General features: G+C 43.2%; 17 protein-coding genes. 5 read left to right on the top strand and 12 right to left on the bottom strand.

Annotation, left to right across the window (positions count from 1 at the left end):
- The first annotated feature begins 32 nt into the window (after nt 1–32).
- Nucleotides 33–620 carry a YjaG family protein gene (locus OCV27_RS13835; protein WP_125321502.1) on the top strand — a complete coding sequence of 196 codons (588 nt, stop codon included), beginning with the start codon at nt 33–35 and terminating at the stop codon, nt 618–620.
- 31 nt (nt 621–651) lie between these two features.
- On the opposite strand, the gene OCV27_RS13830 is transcribed toward OCV27_RS13835, so the two are convergent.
- Nucleotides 652–1,749 carry a CNNM domain-containing protein gene (locus OCV27_RS13830; protein ID WP_125321504.1) on the bottom strand — a complete coding sequence of 366 codons (1,098 nt, stop codon included), beginning with the start codon at nt 1,747–1,749 and terminating at the stop codon, nt 652–654.
- Between the two features lie 435 nt (nt 1,750–2,184).
- On the opposite strand from OCV27_RS13830, the gene hupA reads away from it, so the two are divergent.
- Both hupA and OCV27_RS13820 read left to right on the top strand, forming a co-directional pair.
- Nucleotides 2,185–2,457 carry a nucleoid-associated protein HU-alpha gene (hupA, locus tag OCV27_RS13825; RefSeq protein ID WP_021707210.1) on the top strand — a complete coding sequence of 91 codons (273 nt, stop codon included), beginning with the start codon at nt 2,185–2,187 and terminating at the stop codon, nt 2,455–2,457.
- 45 nt (nt 2,458–2,502) lie between these two features.
- A complete protein-coding gene (locus OCV27_RS13820) occupies nt 2,503–3,195 on the top strand; it encodes a DUF1481 domain-containing protein (protein ID WP_185759785.1) in 693 nt (230 codons plus the stop codon).
- Nucleotides 3,196–3,248: 53 nt separating this feature from the next.
- On the opposite strand, the gene purD is transcribed toward OCV27_RS13820, so the two are convergent.
- A complete protein-coding gene (gene purD / locus OCV27_RS13815; RefSeq protein WP_125321508.1) occupies nt 3,249–4,535 on the bottom strand; it encodes a phosphoribosylamine--glycine ligase in 1,287 nt (428 codons plus the stop codon).
- Between the two features lie 106 nt (nt 4,536–4,641).
- The gene (purH, locus tag OCV27_RS13810; RefSeq protein WP_125321510.1) at nt 4,642–6,252 is read right to left on the bottom strand and encodes a bifunctional phosphoribosylaminoimidazolecarboxamide formyltransferase/IMP cyclohydrolase; all 1,611 of its coding nucleotides are present in this window, start codon (nt 6,250–6,252) and stop codon (nt 4,642–4,644) included.
- Nucleotides 6,253–6,545: 293 nt separating this feature from the next.
- Here purH and zntR point away from each other — a divergent pair, with 293 nt between their 5' ends.
- Nucleotides 6,546–6,953 (top strand): Zn(2+)-responsive transcriptional regulator, encoded by a 408-nt coding sequence (gene zntR / locus OCV27_RS13805; RefSeq protein WP_125321512.1) that lies wholly within the window; start codon nt 6,546–6,548, stop codon nt 6,951–6,953.
- Nucleotides 6,954–7,122: 169 nt separating this feature from the next.
- Complete coding sequence (locus OCV27_RS13800; RefSeq protein ID WP_125321514.1) at nt 7,123–7,845, top strand: serine protease family protein; 723 nt, start codon at nt 7,123–7,125, stop codon at nt 7,843–7,845.
- A 68-nt stretch (nt 7,846–7,913) separates the two neighbouring features.
- On the opposite strand, the gene fis is transcribed toward OCV27_RS13800, so the two are convergent.
- From fis to acs, 9 genes are all read right to left on the bottom strand, one after another.
- Complete coding sequence (gene fis, locus OCV27_RS13795; RefSeq protein ID WP_000462885.1) at nt 7,914–8,210, bottom strand: DNA-binding transcriptional regulator Fis; 297 nt, start codon at nt 8,208–8,210, stop codon at nt 7,914–7,916.
- A gap of 22 nt (nt 8,211–8,232) precedes the next feature.
- Complete coding sequence (gene dusB / locus OCV27_RS13790; RefSeq protein ID WP_125321516.1) at nt 8,233–9,201, bottom strand: tRNA dihydrouridine synthase DusB; 969 nt, start codon at nt 9,199–9,201, stop codon at nt 8,233–8,235.
- Nucleotides 9,202–9,342: 141 nt separating this feature from the next.
- Nucleotides 9,343–10,230, bottom strand: coding sequence for a 50S ribosomal protein L11 methyltransferase (prmA, locus tag OCV27_RS13785; protein ID WP_125321518.1), 888 nt, complete (start codon nt 10,228–10,230; stop codon nt 9,343–9,345).
- Between the two features lie 78 nt (nt 10,231–10,308).
- Complete coding sequence (gene panF / locus OCV27_RS13780; RefSeq protein WP_125321520.1) at nt 10,309–11,763, bottom strand: sodium/pantothenate symporter; 1,455 nt, start codon at nt 11,761–11,763, stop codon at nt 10,309–10,311.
- Nucleotides 11,756–12,037 (bottom strand): YhdT family protein, encoded by a 282-nt coding sequence (locus tag OCV27_RS13775; RefSeq protein WP_125321522.1) that lies wholly within the window; start codon nt 12,035–12,037, stop codon nt 11,756–11,758. The genes panF and OCV27_RS13775 overlap by 8 nt, the downstream gene beginning before the upstream one ends.
- 179 nt (nt 12,038–12,216) lie before the next feature.
- Nucleotides 12,217–13,560, bottom strand: a complete 1,344-nt coding sequence (gene accC / locus OCV27_RS13770) for an acetyl-CoA carboxylase biotin carboxylase subunit (protein ID WP_125321524.1) — start codon at nt 13,558–13,560, stop codon at nt 12,217–12,219.
- Nucleotides 13,561–13,575: 15 nt separating this feature from the next.
- On the bottom strand, nt 13,576–14,031 hold the full coding sequence (accB, locus tag OCV27_RS13765; RefSeq protein ID WP_125321526.1) for an acetyl-CoA carboxylase biotin carboxyl carrier protein: 456 nt from the start codon (nt 14,029–14,031) through the stop codon (nt 13,576–13,578).
- A gap of 71 nt (nt 14,032–14,102) precedes the next feature.
- On the bottom strand, nt 14,103–14,552 hold the full coding sequence (aroQ, locus tag OCV27_RS13760) for a type II 3-dehydroquinate dehydratase (protein ID WP_125321528.1): 450 nt from the start codon (nt 14,550–14,552) through the stop codon (nt 14,103–14,105).
- Between the two features lie 366 nt (nt 14,553–14,918).
- The gene (gene acs / locus OCV27_RS13755; RefSeq protein ID WP_125321530.1) at nt 14,919–16,868 is read right to left on the bottom strand and encodes an acetate--CoA ligase; all 1,950 of its coding nucleotides are present in this window, start codon (nt 16,866–16,868) and stop codon (nt 14,919–14,921) included.
- Nucleotides 16,869–17,198: the final 330 nt, after the last annotated feature.

Genomic DNA, 17,198 nt, shown 5'->3' with positions numbered 1-17,198 from the left:
TCGACAGTCCATTTCTGAACCAATGAGTCCTTATGCTACAGAACCCTCTCCAACTTCGACTTGAGAAGTTAGAACCATGGAAGCAGATTACCTTTATGGCGTGTCTGTGTGAACGTATGTACCCTAATTATGCGATGTTTTGCGACAGTACACAGTTTTCAGAATCTCGAATCTATCGGGATATTCTTGATAGCGTTTGGGAGCAGCTAACGGTAAAGAGCGCTAAGGTTAACTACGAACGTCAATTGGAGAAGCTAGAAGAGATCATTCCTAGTTCAGAAGATTTTGAGTTTTATGGTGTTTTTCCTGCCATTGATGCTTGTGTGGGGTTATCTACGCTACTACATGGCTTGCTTGATCGTGATGATTTATTTGAGAGTATGCAAAAGGTGAGTCAGCTGTCTGTACAAACAGTTGCCGATCTTGAACAGGCTCAAACTAACATTGAAGTGACCAATGAAAACCAAAAGGATAATCAGGCAGTCAGTGATGAATGGGATGTGCAATGGGCTATTTTTCGGCCATTGAAAGATGCACAGGAAAGAGATATTGATCTAATTAAAGACTTGCGACTTGAGCTGAGAGAAGAAGGCATCAGTAATATTGGCTTGTCCGTTTAAAAGTAAATAGGGGCTCTCAAGCCCCTTGCAACTACCTTTCGGCATCGTTTTTGTCATTTAAGGAGGTGGTGTAGTCATCCTCATCTTTATTTTCGATAACACCATGTTCGGTTTTCCACTTTTCCCAGCGTTCAAAGGCAAGCTGCTGCATGTTTGGTGCCCTATCTGCTTCATCAATGATTTGTTCGCCAACTAGATGCTCGAAAATGTCTTCTAAAGTTAATATACCTTGAACTGTGCCATATTCATCGACAATCATCGCTAGATGAAGTCTTCTGGCCATCATCTGTTCAAAGGCTTTCGGTAATGACAAGGTGTTGAGAAGGACGTGGACAGGTCGCATTACAGACCCTAATTGTTTATTACCACCGCCAATTTGTTGTAATTTAAACATCTCTAAGCGATGAACAAATCCCAGGATGTTATCTTTTGATTGACTGTATATCAGAGGTCGAGAGAATGGTGTGTCATTATACTGAGAGAGAAATTGATCAATCGTTATTTCTGCCTCTACGCGAAACACAACTGGTCTAGGTGTCATTACTTGGGTAACCAGAACGCCTTGAATGCCGAGTAAATTACTTAGGATTTTAGTTTCACCTTCAGCAAACTCACCGCTCTCTTTGGCTAGAATCGCCATAGCTGATAGCTCTTCTCGCATTTTTGGTATCTGATGGCCACTTGCTAAACGCTTGGTGATTTGTTCAGAGAACCAGACAAATGGTGTTAGAACCCAAATCATCCAGCGCAGCATTATGGCTGTTAAAGGAGCTAATTGACGCCAGTATGTAGCGCCCAAAGTTTTGGGGACAATCTCTGAAAATATGAGAATTCCTAGAGTTAAAACACCAGAGAATACGCCTAACCACTCACTTCCAAAAACTACTGTCGCCTGAGCGCCAGCACTGGCTGCTCCAATAGTATGAGCAATTGTATTGAGAGTTAGAATGGACGCTAGAGGTCGATCGATGTCTTTCTTTAATTTAGAAAGCTTATCTGCGGTTGGATGTTCTCGCTGGCGTAGCTGTGCGATGTAGCTGGGTGTAATACTAAGTAGAACCGCTTCAAGTACTGAGCAGATAAAAGATATGCCAATTGCAATTGAGACATATATGGTTAGCAGTAACATAAATTTCCTATGGTGATTGATATAGTCAAAAGACCATAAAGTGATGGTTCAAGATTTTAGTTTTCTATTGGTATAAGTTTTATCCGCATATAGTGACTTCAATTGTGAAGTCTAATAACAATTTCCAGAAAATCTTACAGTATCTAATGATTTTTCTGTAAATATCGAAAGGTATTTCCTATGTGAGTATTTTATATTCGTCTCAGCCCCCACCATGTCAGGCTTTGTAAGGAGCTTTTATTCTATAAATGAGACTGTCTAAGCTCGAAAACAAGTAGTGTAAAAGGAGACGAAGGTAACAAATTGTGAGTTAATACTCATATTATGGTTAAAAGTACGTCATTAAAGCGAAAGATCGCTTACAAACCTTTGCCAGATAGGGCATTTATGTTTTAGAGTGAGCTGAATTCGATAACCTATAAGAAGGGAAACCTAATGAACAAGACCCAATTAATCGACTTTATTGCAGAGAAAGCAGATTTATCTAAAGCTCAAGCGAAAGCTGCTCTTGAAGCAACTCTCGATGGAGTGACCGATGCGCTTAAAGAGGGTGACCAAGTTCAACTAATTGGTTTTGGTACATTTAAAGTAAACCACCGTGCAGCTCGTACTGGCCGCAACCCTAAAACTGGTGCTGAGATTCAAATCGCTGCGGCGAACGTTCCGGCATTTGTTGCAGGCAAAGCCCTGAAAGATGCTGTAAAATAATTTATAATGCGCCAAGGTAGTCTTCTGTCTTGGCGCAACATAGTCATGAAAAATTTTTTACTCACTTCTCTAATCACTTCTCTAATTCTTGGGTGCTCTTCTAGTTCGCCGGTGCCTAATCAAGACCAATACTCGTATTATACTGGCGGAAAAAGTGCTGGAGATGCAACTAGCTTATATTGGTACACTGAAAAGACAGCTTCACCGAGCTCTGCCGCTGATTATGTTACAGCGGGAGATTACGGTTGGTATCATAGTGATTATCGTTGGTCTCAGGGTAAACTCAGAGAGATGATTCGAGAGGGCGAGCAATTAAAAGATGGTAGCCTAGTAAAATATCGTGTTCATATCCGCTTTAATAAAGATGGAGAGGCTATTTATCAGCAGTACCGTCTTGATGGAAAAATATTGCCGATTAAGCCTGAAGAACTGATGCGCTATGTAGATGAAGCGCAAAGAGCCGCGAGTGTGGCCAAAGCCCAAGACAAAAAAGGTTTTAGATTGATTCAAGGGTTTTGGGACGGTGCTCATTTTGAGACATGCGCTGGCAAAAGCTACGATCACTTAGAGTTTAATCAGACATTACCATCATTTGTGGTGAATCGTTTAGCTGATGTAGAGAACTATGTTGCATTTGTTGGCTCTAGAAGAAAAGACCTGGTGGTGGTCGAAGAGCTATTGCTTTTATCTGGTGAAGAGCATGCCTGTATTGAACGTCCTAATTTGTTGGAAGACTAGCATTGCGTATATTTAAAAAGGCGCCCGCGGCGCCTTTTCAGCTCAGTTGTGAGCTATGAATTTTCGCGATCTATCGCTCTGTAGCCGATATCACTGCGATAAAACATACCTTCCCAGCTAATTCCCTTTGCTAGTTCGTATGCTTGCCTCTGAGCCTCTAAGACGCTATTTCCTAATGCAACAGCGCAGAGGACTCTCCCTCCATTAGTGACGATTTCACCTGCATCATTTCGGGCTGTGCCAGCGTGAAATACTTTCTGGCCCACAAGCTGTTCATTTGGTAAGCAAATGACATCACCCTTCGCATATTCTAGTGGGTAGCCACCGGCGGCCAAGACGACGCCAATTGATGCGCGAGGGTCCCACTTAGACTCAGCTTCATTGAGTTTTTCATTGATAGCGGCTAGACATAGCTCGACTAGATCTGACTCCATTCGCATCATAATGGGTTGTGTTTCTGGATCACCAAAACGACAGTTGTACTCAATCACTTTTGCTGTGCCTGCCTTATCTATCATCAAACCTGCATATAAAAAACCAGTGTATGGATGCCCCTCTTCCTTCATTCCATGTACGGTTGGGTAGATAACTTCTTGAAGAATACGCTCATGGATTTCTGGCGTGACAACGGGGGCAGGAGAATAAGCGCCCATACCACCAGTATTAGGGCCAGTATCTTTTTCACCGACACGCTTGTGATCTTGGCTGGTTGCCATTGGTAGAACATTCTTACCATCGACCATGACAATAAAGCTTGCTTCTTCGCCATCGAGAAACTCTTCGATAACAACGCGGCTGCCTGCTTGACCAAAGGCATTGCCAGCGAGCATGTCTTTAATGGCATTTTCAGCCTCCTCCAGAGTCATGGCAACAATGACCCCTTTGCCAGCAGCAAGTCCGTCTGCTTTTACCACAATAGGAGCGCCTTGTTGACGTACATAATCTAGTGCTGGCTCAATCTCTGTAAAGTTTGCATAGGCTGCTGTTGGGATGTTATGACGAGCAAGGAAGTCTTTGGTGAAAGCTTTAGAGCCTTCCAGCTGAGCTGCTGCTTGGGTTGGGCCAAAGATAGGTAGGTGAGCTTCACGAAAAGCATCGACGACACCAATGACTAAAGGTCCTTCAGGTCCGACAATGGTGAGTTCAATTTTTTTCTCTTGCGCAAAGGCGACCAACTCAGAAATGCTTTCGACGTCAATATTCACATTTTCTAGCTTTGGTTCTTGTGCTGTACCTGCGTTGCCGGGTGCAACATATACGACTTCAACACTTGAATTTTGTGCTGCTTTCCAAGCTAGAGCGTGTTCACGCCCACCTGAACCAATAATTAAAACTCGCATATTCAAAATTCCTTAATCTCAAAATATCGTTTATTTAAGTCGAGGCGCTAAAGCTAGATTAGATATATACCCAGAGTATTGCCATAGCGCCAATCTTAACGAGAAACTAGTGGCGGAAGTGACGCATTCCAGTGAAAATCATCGCCATTTCGTGCTCATCCGCAGCGGCAATTACTTCATCATCACGCATGGAGCCACCGGGTTGTATCACACATTTAATGCCAGCTTCTGCTGCGGCATCTATACCATCACGGAATGGAAAAAAGGCATCTGATGCCATAACACAGCCTTCTACTTGTAGGTTTTCATCAGCGGCTTTAATTCCAGCAATTTTTGCAGAGTAAACACGGCTCATTTGTCCTGCGCCAACACCTATGGTCATATCGCCTTTGGAATAAACGATCGCATTTGATTTTACATATTTGGCGACTTTCCAGCAAAACAGTGCGTCTTTGAGTTCTATATCAGTTGGTTGGCGCTTAGAAACTACTTTTAGGTCATCTAGGTTTACCATCCCTTGGTCCCTGTCTTGAACAAGCAAGCCACCATTGACGCGCTTAATGTCAAGGCCTGTTGTCTTGGATGACCACTGACCGCATTCAAGTAAACGAACGTTTTTCTTTGTTGAAATGACTTCAATAGCTGGTGCGGAAACGGAAGGTGCGATGATAACTTCAACAAACTGACGCTCAACGATAGCAGCTGCGGTATCGGCATCTAACTCTCGATTAAATGCTATGATGCCACCAAATGCTGATGTTGGATCTGTTTTATAAGCACGGTCATAAGCTTCCAGAATATTGCCACCTAATGCTACACCGCATGGATTGGCGTGCTTGACGATAACACAGGCTGGTTCATCGAACTCTTTTACGCACTCAAGAGCTGAGTCTGTGTCCGCGATATTATTGTATGACAGTGCTTTACCTTGGATTTGATGAGCAGTTGAAACTGAGGCTTCTTCAGGGGTTGCTTCTATATAGAAAGCGGCTTCTTGGTGGCTGTTTTCCCCGTAACGCATATCTTGTTTCTTAATTAACTGTTGATTGAAAGTTCGTGGGAATTTTGATTTTTTGTCAGCTTTTTTTCCTTCATCATCAAGCGTGGAAGCGCTGTGAGATGGAACCATAGTGCCAAAGTAGTTGGCAATCATGCCATCGTATGATGCGGTATGCTCGAATGCTGCAATGGCGAGATCAAAACGTGTATCAAGCGTTAGAGATTTGTTGTTGGCATCCATTTCTGTGATAACACGTCCATAATCATGAGCATTAACTACAATGGCTACATCTTTGTGGTTTTTAGCCGCTGAACGGACCATGGTAGGGCCACCAATGTCGATATTCTCAACAGCGTCAGCGAGAGTGCAGCCTTGTTTGGCAACGGTTTCAGCGAACGGGTAAAGGTTGACGACAACAATGTCGATAGGTTTGATGTCGTGTGTTGCCATTACGTCATCATCTTGGCCGCGACGACCGAGTACGCCACCGTGAACTTTTGGGTGAAGCGTTTTAACACGACCGTCCATCATTTCTGGAAAGCCCGTGTAATCTGATACTTCAGTTACAGAGATGCCATTTTCTGTTAATAGACGAGCAGTGCCGCCAGTTGATAGTAGGTCAATACCTCGGTCTGTAAGAGCTTGGGCAAACTCAATAATACCGGTTTTATCTGATACGCTGATTAATGCGCGGCGAATCGGACGAGCGTTAGTCATGCTTCTACTTCCTCAAAATCACAGAGTTAATACGTTTGGTAAAGATATTTGCCAAAAGTGAATGTGTTCTTATGCTTTTCTTACAATCAGGCATTAAATTCAAGCGTTAAGATAGCAGTCATTTTTGGTAAAAACCTTACCCAAATTAGTTTTTATCCTTTCCAAGTTGAAGTGCGCATATTCTAACTAATTTATTACAAAAAAGCTCGCGCAATCGTTTGGCATGGGTGAGATTATTATAAAAATGACGTACTTTTATATGAAAATTAATTGAATAGTTAATAAGGGTCGCTATGTTTCAGATAGGAGAGCTTGCAAAACGCTGTAGTGTGACAACAGATACACTGCGCTTTTATGAAAAGAATAACCTCATTAAACCGATTGGCCGCAGTGAGTCTGGCTATCGCTTGTATAACGAAGAGAATCAGAAGCAAGTTGGATTCATACTGAAGGCTAAAGATTTGGGCTTGAGTCTTGATGAGATTCGGGAGTTGCTTGAGATTAATTTGGAAGCGACGGAGCACAGCTGTGCTGAAGTGAAAGCGATTACTACGGCTAAACTCATACTCATTGATGAAAAAATTGCTGAGTTAACCCGGATCCGTGGTGCTCTCAAGAAAATCAATGATGCGTGCTGTGGTCATGTGGATGATGATGCGAGTCATTGCTCGATTTTAAGTGCCTTAGCCAGTGAGAAATAACCTTAGTAAGCTACTAAACAGCTGGCTGATTTTGGAAACTATTCAGCTCACTTAGCATTGTTTTCATCCAACCTTTTTTGCAAAAGATTCCTACACTTTTAGTTAGTTGTGTCAATTTAAACGTTACAGGAGTGTTGGTTGAGTAGGATAAAAAATCGAGGGGGTAAGGATGAACCTTTATGGCAAACTATTGAATTCGAATGTATATTTTTGTGTATTGTTGGTGACTTTTATACTGGCTGGGTGTACAGGTAGCAACGGTCAATTAAGGGTTGTTGAAGAGCATCCGGATCTTGATTACGAATTAACAGGTGTGCCGTTATTGTTTTTTGGCTTCGGAACAAGTACGCCGATTACCCCTGAGCTTAGCCTTACCGCTGCTCATGTTGCTAAACTCAATTATGACAAGGTGGTTGCCTATCACCCTCAATGCGACATTGCGCTAGTTGAGTCGAGAAATACACTTAGTCATCAGCCTAAGTTTGGCTTGGTCTATCCACGTCAAAGTGTTGAAACATATGGTATGAGCCCGGGTGGTAATGTGCTTAAAGGAGAGGGTTTTTATCGCCTAGATTTGACGTTAGTCGACTCGCGCTATTTTGATAACTGCCCTGCAAGTGTTATGGATGCACCTGTTCAAGATGGGATGAGTGGTGGTGGAGTATTCAATCAAGATGGTGCATTGGTTGGGATTATTGCAGCGAGAGCAAATCCGTCAAATATTCAGTTGGTAAACGGTGAGCCTCACGGGCTGGATAGGATTAGTATTTTCGTGGCATTAAATTTTGTTCGAGGCTGGCTCGACAGCGAAATAGAAAATTACTACGGTGAGAACTATGTAGCTATGGAATGGCAAGAGTCACAAGATACGCTTTTAGTTAAAGGAAACTGATCTTGTTTGGTAAAAAAACCGCGAATACATCGCGGTTTTTGCATATTCTAATCAACATAACGAACGGATTAGTTCATGCCGTATTTTTTTAGTTTCTTGCGAAGAGTGCCGCGGTTGATGCCCATCATAGTTGCCGCGCGAGTTTGGTTACCACGAGTGTACTGCATGATGGTGTCCAATAGGGGTTGTTCAACTTCGGCTAGAACTAATTCGTATAGCTCTGTGACTTCTTGACCATTGAGCTGGGCCAAGTAGTTTTTGAGAGATGCTTTAACAGAGTCGCGTAAAGGCTTCTGAGTAATCTGGTCTTGGGATGTTACTGTAGTTACTGTTAAGGCTTCTGAAGTCAGATTTTGTTCGAACATATTCGGTCTAGCTCTTCTCTAATTATGATGCAACGTTATCAAAATAACCTTCTAATGCTTCAAGTTGTAGCTGTGCTACATCGATAGCATTGAAGGTACGGCGAAACTCACCTGCTTGTTCATGTTCTTTTAGGTACCAACCTACGTGCTTTCGCGCGATACGTGGACCTAAATACTCACCATAGAATGTATGTAGAGCATTAACATGACCAAGCAAGATGCCTTTAACTTCCGAATTTGGAAGCTCAGGTATCGTGGTGCCGCTTTCCAAAAAGTGTAGGATTTCCTGAAAAATCCATGGTCGTCCTTGGGCTGGACGTCCAATCATTAATGCGTCTGCGCCAGTGTACTCCAGCACATACTTTGCTTTCTCAGGGCTATCGATATCACCGTTAGCGATAACCGGAATTGAGATTGCTTGTTTAACCGCTTTAATGCTGTCATATTCGGCCTGACCTTTGTACATACAGACTTTAGTGCGCCCATGGAGCGCTAGAGCTTGTATGCCGCAGTCTTCGGCTAATTTCGCGATTTGGACACAGTTTTTGTTATCTGGGTCCCAGCCAGTACGGGTTTTTAGTGTCACAGGGACATCTACTGCATTGACTACCGCTTTGAGAATATCTTGAATGATATCTGGATGGCGAAGCAATGCAGATCCGGCTAGCTTTTTATTCACTTTTTTAGCAGGGCAACCCATGTTGATATCAATGATTTGTGCACCATTTTCAACACTGAACTGAGCAGCATCAGCCATCAGTTGAGGATCTGCTCCTGCAATTTGTACAGAGCGAATGCCCGATTCGCCTTGATGTACCATACGCTGTTTCGATTTAGATGTTTTCCATAGCTTGGGGTTTGACGACATCATTTCACTGACAGCCATTCCCGCACCATAGCGGAGGCATAACTCACGAAAGGGCCTATCAGTCACGCCAGCCATCGGGGCAACGATAAGATTATTCTTGAGTTGATGAGTTCCGATTTTCAAAACACTTAATCACAGTTCTAAACCAGCAAGGGCGCGCATTTTACGCATTTTTTCACGCTGTGAAAAGACTAATATTTGAGCATTTACAAATTGTTTTTGCAAATTGCCTAAAAATCAATCAATTAACCCTCAAAGTCTTATTTAAACGAATTTTTGACCAGAAATACGGCACCATTCATTTTGTTCTTTTATAGGTTCAATAGCGAATGAATCATGGTAGTAGGTAGCTACGTCTTGAGCTTGAGTATCAAGTACGCCAGACATGGCAAGTTTTCCGCCTGATTTCACGAGAGAAGTAATCACAGTGGAAAGCTCACGCAGTGGTGTAGCTAAAATATTTGCCACAACCACATCGGCCACTAAACCTTGTGGCTGCTCTTGGGGAAGAAAGACTTCTAGTTTATCTGCAACTCCATTGCGCTCAGCGTTATCTTTTGAGGCAAGTAGGGCTTGTGGGTCGATATCAATCCCAATGACTTTTTCCGCGCCTAACTTTATTGCCGCTATAGCGAGGATCCCTGATCCACAGCCAAAATCAATCACAGTCTTGCCTGATAAATCTAGGTTTTCTAACCACTCAAGGCATAGAGCAGTGGTAGGGTGGGTGCCAGTACCAAATGCAAGCCCTGGATCTAACATGACATTCACCGCGTTGGGTTCAGGGACTTCACGCCAGCTTGGACAAATCCATAGCCGCTGACCAAACTTCATTGGATGAAAGTTATCCATCCATTCGCGTTCCCAATCTTTATCTTCAAGTTGCTCGATTTTGTAGGCGAAATCTTCTGCTAGAAGGTCACTTAGCTTGATTTGTTTAAGAATCTGCTTGGTGTCGGAGTTAGCATCATAAAGGGCTAGGATATCGGTATCTCCCCAAAGACGAGTTTCCCCTGGAAGCGGTTCAAATACAGGGGTGTCTTGTGCGTCTAAGAAAGTTACAGATAGCGCTCCCGTATCTTCCATTAACATATCACCAATTTGTTCCGCGTTATTATTGGTCGCGTTGAGCTTAATTTGAATCCAAGGCATGGGCTGTCCGATATGATTAGCTGTGGTCTAAGAAGACGGAGTCTATCACGATCTTCCATTGGTATAAAAAAGTAGTATTTAATAAGCTCTTTGATTGTTTTTGGTTGATTCGGATAGGCTGCCTAGCACGAAAGTGACGAAACCGACTATTAATGTTGGGACGATAGCGTGAACACCAAATAGGTTAGGTTTTAAGGCAGACAAGCTGATGTAGCATGTCAAACCACTTACCATTGAAAAAAGAGCTCCTCGAGCTGATGCTTTTTTCCAATATAAACCAAGTACCAATGGCCACAGGAAGACCACTTGCATGCCACCAAATGCAAGTAGATTAAGCCAAATGATCATATCCGGCGGATTGGTTGCAGCAACAAAAACCAAGGTAGAAAAAATACCAGTGATCCACAATGATAGTCTAGATAATTTTCTGTCTGAGTGTGGCTCTTGAGTAGCGTTAGGATTGATGTAATTGAGATATAAATCTTTTAGTAAAGTAGCTGAAGCCTGAATCAATTGGGAGTCAATTGTTGACATGATGGCAGCCATAGGACCGGCTAAGAAAACACCTGCAACCACTGGAGGTAATACCGTTATCATCAAGGTTGGCATAATTTGGTCAGGGCTTGCAATATCTGGTACTAAGGCTCTGCCAAGTGCTCCTGAAAGGTGCATCCCGAGCATAAGGAATGCCACCATGGCAGTGCTGATTACCATGCCACGATGAAGAGATTGGCTAGAGCTATAAGACATGCACCTAACTGCAGCATGCGGTAAGCCGATTACGCCAAAACAAACTAATATCCAGAAGCTGAGCATAAAAGGTTGATTGAGAAAATTATCGGGTCCATAAGGGGTGATGAGGTTAGGATCGATGTGGTGTAAATCGGTGACCAACTCACCTAGGCTGCCACCCGCGTGGATAATGCCGACAAGTAAAGCGATTGTACCAATGATCATCATGATCCCTTGTACCGCATCTGTCATTACTACGGCACGAAAGCCTCCAATAGTTGTATACAAACCTACAGTGATTGCAAAGATAGTCAAACCTTGTAAGTAACTCAGTCCTGTAACGGTTTGAAGTAAGCGGGCTGCACCGACAAACTGCACCACCATGATGGCAAAAAAAGCGAGTAATAGTGTCAATGAGGCTAATATAACTACAGCACGATTACGATAACGAGCATATAACATATCGTTGAGAGTTAGCGCATTGTGACGCCTTGCTTCAATAGCAAATTTTTTGCCCAACACGCCTAATGTCAACCATGCTGCGGGTAGTTGAATCATGGCGAGTAAAACCCAGCCAAGGCCCATTTTATAAGCGGCTCCCGGTCCACCAATAAATGAACTTGCACTTGCGTAGGTTGCCGCGAGAGTCATGGCTAGGACAAAGCCACCCATACTTCGGTTGCCAAGGAAGTAGTTACTGAGAAAGTTCTGTTTATTTTTGCTCTGGGATTGGCTATAGAAAGCAAGAGCAAAGACACTAACAAGATAGATGACTAGTGGGATAATCAGCTCACTATTCATGGTTTTCTTCCTCTTCGGTACTAAAAGACATATCTTGATAGATGTATCTAACCATCAATGCGCACAACGCAGTAAAAATGAGCGGCCCAATGACACAAGAAAATAGAAACCACAAAGGTAACCCCCAGTAGAGATCAGGTAGTGTCGCTTTAGGTAGATTAGGAAAAATGAGATAAGCAGATGCGTACCACCAAACAAAATAAGCTAAGGCAAGATATACTGCCCACCTAGCTTCTCTGTAAGCCTGTTGGTAGCGATCAGACAAGGTTTTCATCACTTTAATCCAGTTGAGTTAACAATTTACGCTAAGAATTGGAGTATAAGTTGCTTGTTAAAGCATTATACAAAGGCGGTATTGTGGCAAAACTGGCAGTGGAGTTCCACCAAGTAAAGAAGAAATAAAAATAGGCAGCATCTGCTGCCTATTTTACGAACTAGAGACTTACTTTGTGCTTATTGTAGGCCGAGTTTCTTTTCTAGGTAATGAATGTTGGCGCCACCATGCTGGAAGTTCTCATCATTCATGATACTTTCTTGTAGAGTAACGTTGGTTTTAATGCCTTCAACAATGATTTCACCTAATGCATTCTTCATCCGGGCAATCGCGACATCACGATTTTCACCGAAGGTGATCAACTTCCCGATCATTGAATCGTAGTGTGGAGGTACAGTATAACCACTATATATATGAGATTCCCAACGCACACCCATACCGCCAGGTGCATGGAAGCGTTCGATTTTACCTGGTGATGGTAGGAAACGTTCAGGATCTTCCGCATTAATACGACACTCTATAGCATGACCTCGAATTTTGATGTCATCTTGAGTAAATGATAGTGGTTGACCTGCGGCAACACGCAATTGTTCTTTGATAAGGTCAACACCAGTAACCATTTCGGTAACTGGGTGCTCTACCTGAATACGTGTGTTCATCTCAATGAAATAGAACTCACCATTTTCGTATAGGAACTCAAATGTGCCAGCACCTCGATAGCCAATCTCAAGACAAGCTCGAGTACAGCGCTCACCAATGTATTTGCGCATTTCCGCAGTAATTCCAGGTGCTGGTGCTTCTTCAACGACTTTTTGGTGGCGACGTTGCATAGAGCAATCACGTTCACCCAAGTGAATAGCGCCACCTTGGCCATCGGCAATAATCTGTACTTCAACATGACGTGGGTTTTCAAGGAATTTCTCCATATAAACAATGTCATTGTTGAATGCAGCTTTCGCTTCAGCTTTGGTCATTGCAATGGCTTCGACTAGTTCACCTTCTGAACGAACAACTCGCATACCACGACCACCTCCACCACCAGAGGCTTTAATGATTACGGGATAACCGATGCGTTTAGCATGTGCTTTGTTAGCCGATTCATCCTCATTCAGAGGACCATCGGAGCCCGGAACACATGGCACGCCAGCTTTTTTCATTGCAGTGATCGCAGAAACCTTATCTCCCATAATGCGGATAGTTTCAGCTTTTGGGCCAACGAATATAAAGCCGCTACGCTCAACTTGCTCGGCGAAATCTGCATTCTCCGATAAGAAGCCGTAGCCTGGGTGGATTGCCACGGCACCGGTAACCTCAGCGGCTGAAATAATACGTGGAATATTTAGGTAGCTGTCGATACCACGAGCAGGGCCAATACAGATAGCCTCATCGGCAAGAAGAACGTGTTTTAGATCACGGTCTGCTGTTGAATGTACGGCAACAGTTTTGATACCTAGCTCTTTACATGCGCGAAGAATACGCAGGGCGATTTCGCCTCTATTCGCGATGACTAATTTATCTAACATAAGAGATAGCCTCTATTATTCGATAACAACAAGTGGTTGGTCGAATTCAACTGGTTGACCGTCTTCGACTAGAATCGCAGTAACGACACCAGATTTGTCGGCTTCAATTTGGTTCATCATTTTCATCGCTTCGACAATACATAGTGTCTCACCTGCTGAGACTGATTGACCAATTTCGATGAATGACTTCGCATCAGGACTTGGAGCTCGATAGAAAGTACCAACCATTGGAGAAAGGACATGATGCCCTGTAGGTATTGCAGCTTCTGGAGTAGCAGGTGCTGGTTGAGCCGGTGCTGGGGCTGCTGGCATTGCAACAGGTGCTGGAGCTGCATATTGCATCGGAGCAGGTTGAAAACCTACGCCATTGCGACTAATGCGTACCGACTCTTCACCTTCAGAGATTTCTAGCTCAGCAATGCCAGATTCTTCAACTAACTCGATAAGCTTTTTGATTTTACGGATATCCATCTTTTCTTTCTCTTTCTTTCATCTTGTGAATAAGACAGCTCATTTAGAGCTGCAGAGTGTGTTATGTAAAGTTACTTTGTTTGTAGAGCTTTTATTGCTGCAGACAAAGCAAATTCATAGCCCTGTGCACCTAAGCCACAAATCACGCCTTGTGCCTTATCGGATAGATAAGAATGATGGCGAAAAGGCTCTCGAGTGTGCACATTGGACAAATGTACTTCAATGTATGGGATTGAAACGCCGAGCAAGGCATCTCTTAGCGCTACACTGGTGTGTGTAAAAGCGGCAGGGTTGATAATGATGAAATCAATCTTGTCCAAAGACTCATGAATTTTCTCTATCAACTCATATTCTCGATTTGATTGCAGATGCTCCAGCTCAATGCCAACAGAATGAGCTTGCTTGACCAATGTGTCGATAATTTGTGATAGGGTTTGAGAACCGTAGTGATTTGGCTCACGTAGTCCTAACAGGTTCAAATTTGGACCATTTAAGACAAGAATGCGTAATTTGGCTGTCATTGTGCTGCTATCTTCCTACTTCATGAGATTAAACGGAATTTTCCCATAATATTGTCGATTCAGTATGAATATTTTGTAAAAAATCATACTGAGTCTTTAAAATAGAAACAGATTATAGCTAATTCAGAGCATTTAGCAGCAAATTACTGGTCTAATCTCCTAATGTGAAATCGATGAACTGTTATCAAGCTAACAAATTTTACTACTTTGATTTGGACTTCAATGTAATAGATAGGTTCCGATGAATAAAAAACCGCCACAATTGTGACGGTAGTAACTTATTTGAATGTATTCTGATACAAAAATACAAACTCATGTAGGTAGGGTATATAAAATAAGCGTTCTACGTATCAATCACGACCCAATTCATGCAATTTGTGCTTTTTCAGCGATCAACTTGTCAACAACGCTAGGGTCGGCGAGTGTTGAGGTGTCACCGAGGTTGTTGGTATCTCCTGTTGCTATTTTACGTAGTATTCGTCGCATGATTTTACCGGAGCGAGTTTTAGGTAAAGAATCTGTCCAGTGTAATACATCTGGAGTAGCAATTGGCCCTATCTCTTTGCGAACCCAATCTTTGACTTCTTTATGCAATTGCGCACTTGGAAATTCCCCATCATTGAGGGTGATATAGGCATATATTGCTTGGCCCTTTATGTCGTGTGGTATACCTACAATGGCTGCTTCAGCAATCTTATCGAATGCCACTAGAGCTGATTCGATTTCTGCTGTTCCCATTCGGTGTCCCGACACGTTCAAGACATCATCGACACGGCCTGTTATCCAGTAGTACCCATCTTCATCACGTCGTGCGCCATCACTGGTAAAATACATCCCTTTAAATGTTGAGAAGTAAGTCTGTTCGAAGCGATCATGGTCGCCATATACGGTACGCATTTGGCCAGGCCAAGAATCTAGGATCACCAGATTACCCTCCGCAGCGCCTTCGATGATATTACCTATGTTGTCTACTAAGGCTGGCTGAACTCCAAAAAATGGGCGGGTAGCCGAACCGGGTTTGAGTTTAGTGGCCCCAGGTAGTGGGGTAATCAAAATTCCCCCAGTTTCGGTTTGCCACCAGGTGTCGACAATTGGAGATTGGCTATTGCCAATGGTTTTGTAGTACCACTCCCAAGCTTCGGGGTTTATTGGTTCACCGACAGAACCCATAATACGCAAGCTGCTACGCGAGGTGTCTTCTATCGCCCCATTACCTTTTGCCATTAGTGCACGAATCGCTGTTGGCGCGGTGTAAAGGATGTTTACTTGGTGTTTGTCGACAACTTGGCTCATACGATTGGTATTTGGGTAGTTAGGTACACCTTCAAATAGGATCGTTTTAGCGCCATTGGCAAGTGGTCCATATATGAGATAGGTATGACCTGTTATCCAACCAATATCTGCGGTACACCAAAAATTTTCGCCTGGCTGGTAGTCGAACACATACTTGAAAGTCATGGTGGCATAAACCAAATACCCCCCAGTCGTGTGAAGAACGCCCTTGGGTTTGCCTGTTGAACCAGATGTATAAAGGATAAATAGTGGATCTTCGGCATTCATTTCTTCAGGAGGGCAGTGATCAGAAACGGCCGCGGTTGCTTCGTGCCACCACACGTCGCGATCGTGGTGCCAATCAATTGCTCCTCCCGTTCTTTTCAGCACCAATACTTTCTCTATAGTTTTTACGTTGGGGTTTGCTAACGCCTGATCAACATTTTTCTTGAGAGGGACCGCTCGCCCGCCACGAACCCCCTCATCAGCAGTAACGACCACTTTAGCATCTGAGTCTATAATTCGGCCTGATAGTGCTTCGGGTGAAAAGCCACCAAATACGACAGTATGTACGGCGCCAATACGTGTACAAGCTAGCATGGCAACTGCCGCTTCTGGTACCATTGGCATATAAAGACACACCACATCTCCTTTGCCAACTCCTTGTGCTTTTAGAGCATTAGAGAAACGGCATACTTGCTGATGTAGTTGATTGAATGTCAGTGATGTGTCTTCGTAAGGGTCATCACCTTCCCATATAATGGCAATATCGTTCCCACGTTTGGCAAGGTGGCGATCGATACAGTTTACTGAGACATTAAGTGTGCCGTCTTCAAACCATCTTATATCTACGTGACCAGTATCAAATGATGTGTTCTGTACTTGAGTGAAAGGTTTTATCCAATCGACGATTTTACCATGCTCTCCCCAAAAGGCCTCTGGATCTGCCACTGACTGCTGGTACATAGAGAGATAGGTATCATTATTCGCATGGGTTTTTTTCTCTATGTGCTCTTTTACCGGATAAATGTGGGCTTCACTCATGGTTATTCTCCTTGGGCTCAGTTCATTTCGAATTGAGCAAATGTCCGTTTAAAATGCTATCTAGTCGCTGAAAACCACTATAGCTATCACTTTCTAGTAGTTGGGCTAATTCGACAATTAGACTTTAGGATGAGAAATTAGACACTAGAGCTGATAGTTTTTGATGTTTGATTCTGGCTTTGAATACAAATGTACTTGTTGTAGTGAATATGAGTAAACGGCGCTCAATATGGAGAGTGCTTAAGAATAAGTCATATATACGGAAGTATATCCTAGCAATATTCCCTTTTATTACATGGATAAACAGGGATAATGTCGCATCAGTTTTTA

Source organism: Vibrio pectenicida (genome assembly GCA_024347015.1).
GTDB classification, from domain to species: Bacteria; Pseudomonadota; Gammaproteobacteria; order Enterobacterales; family Vibrionaceae; genus Vibrio; species Vibrio pectenicida.
This window is presented reverse-complemented; position numbering and strand designations above follow the sequence as displayed.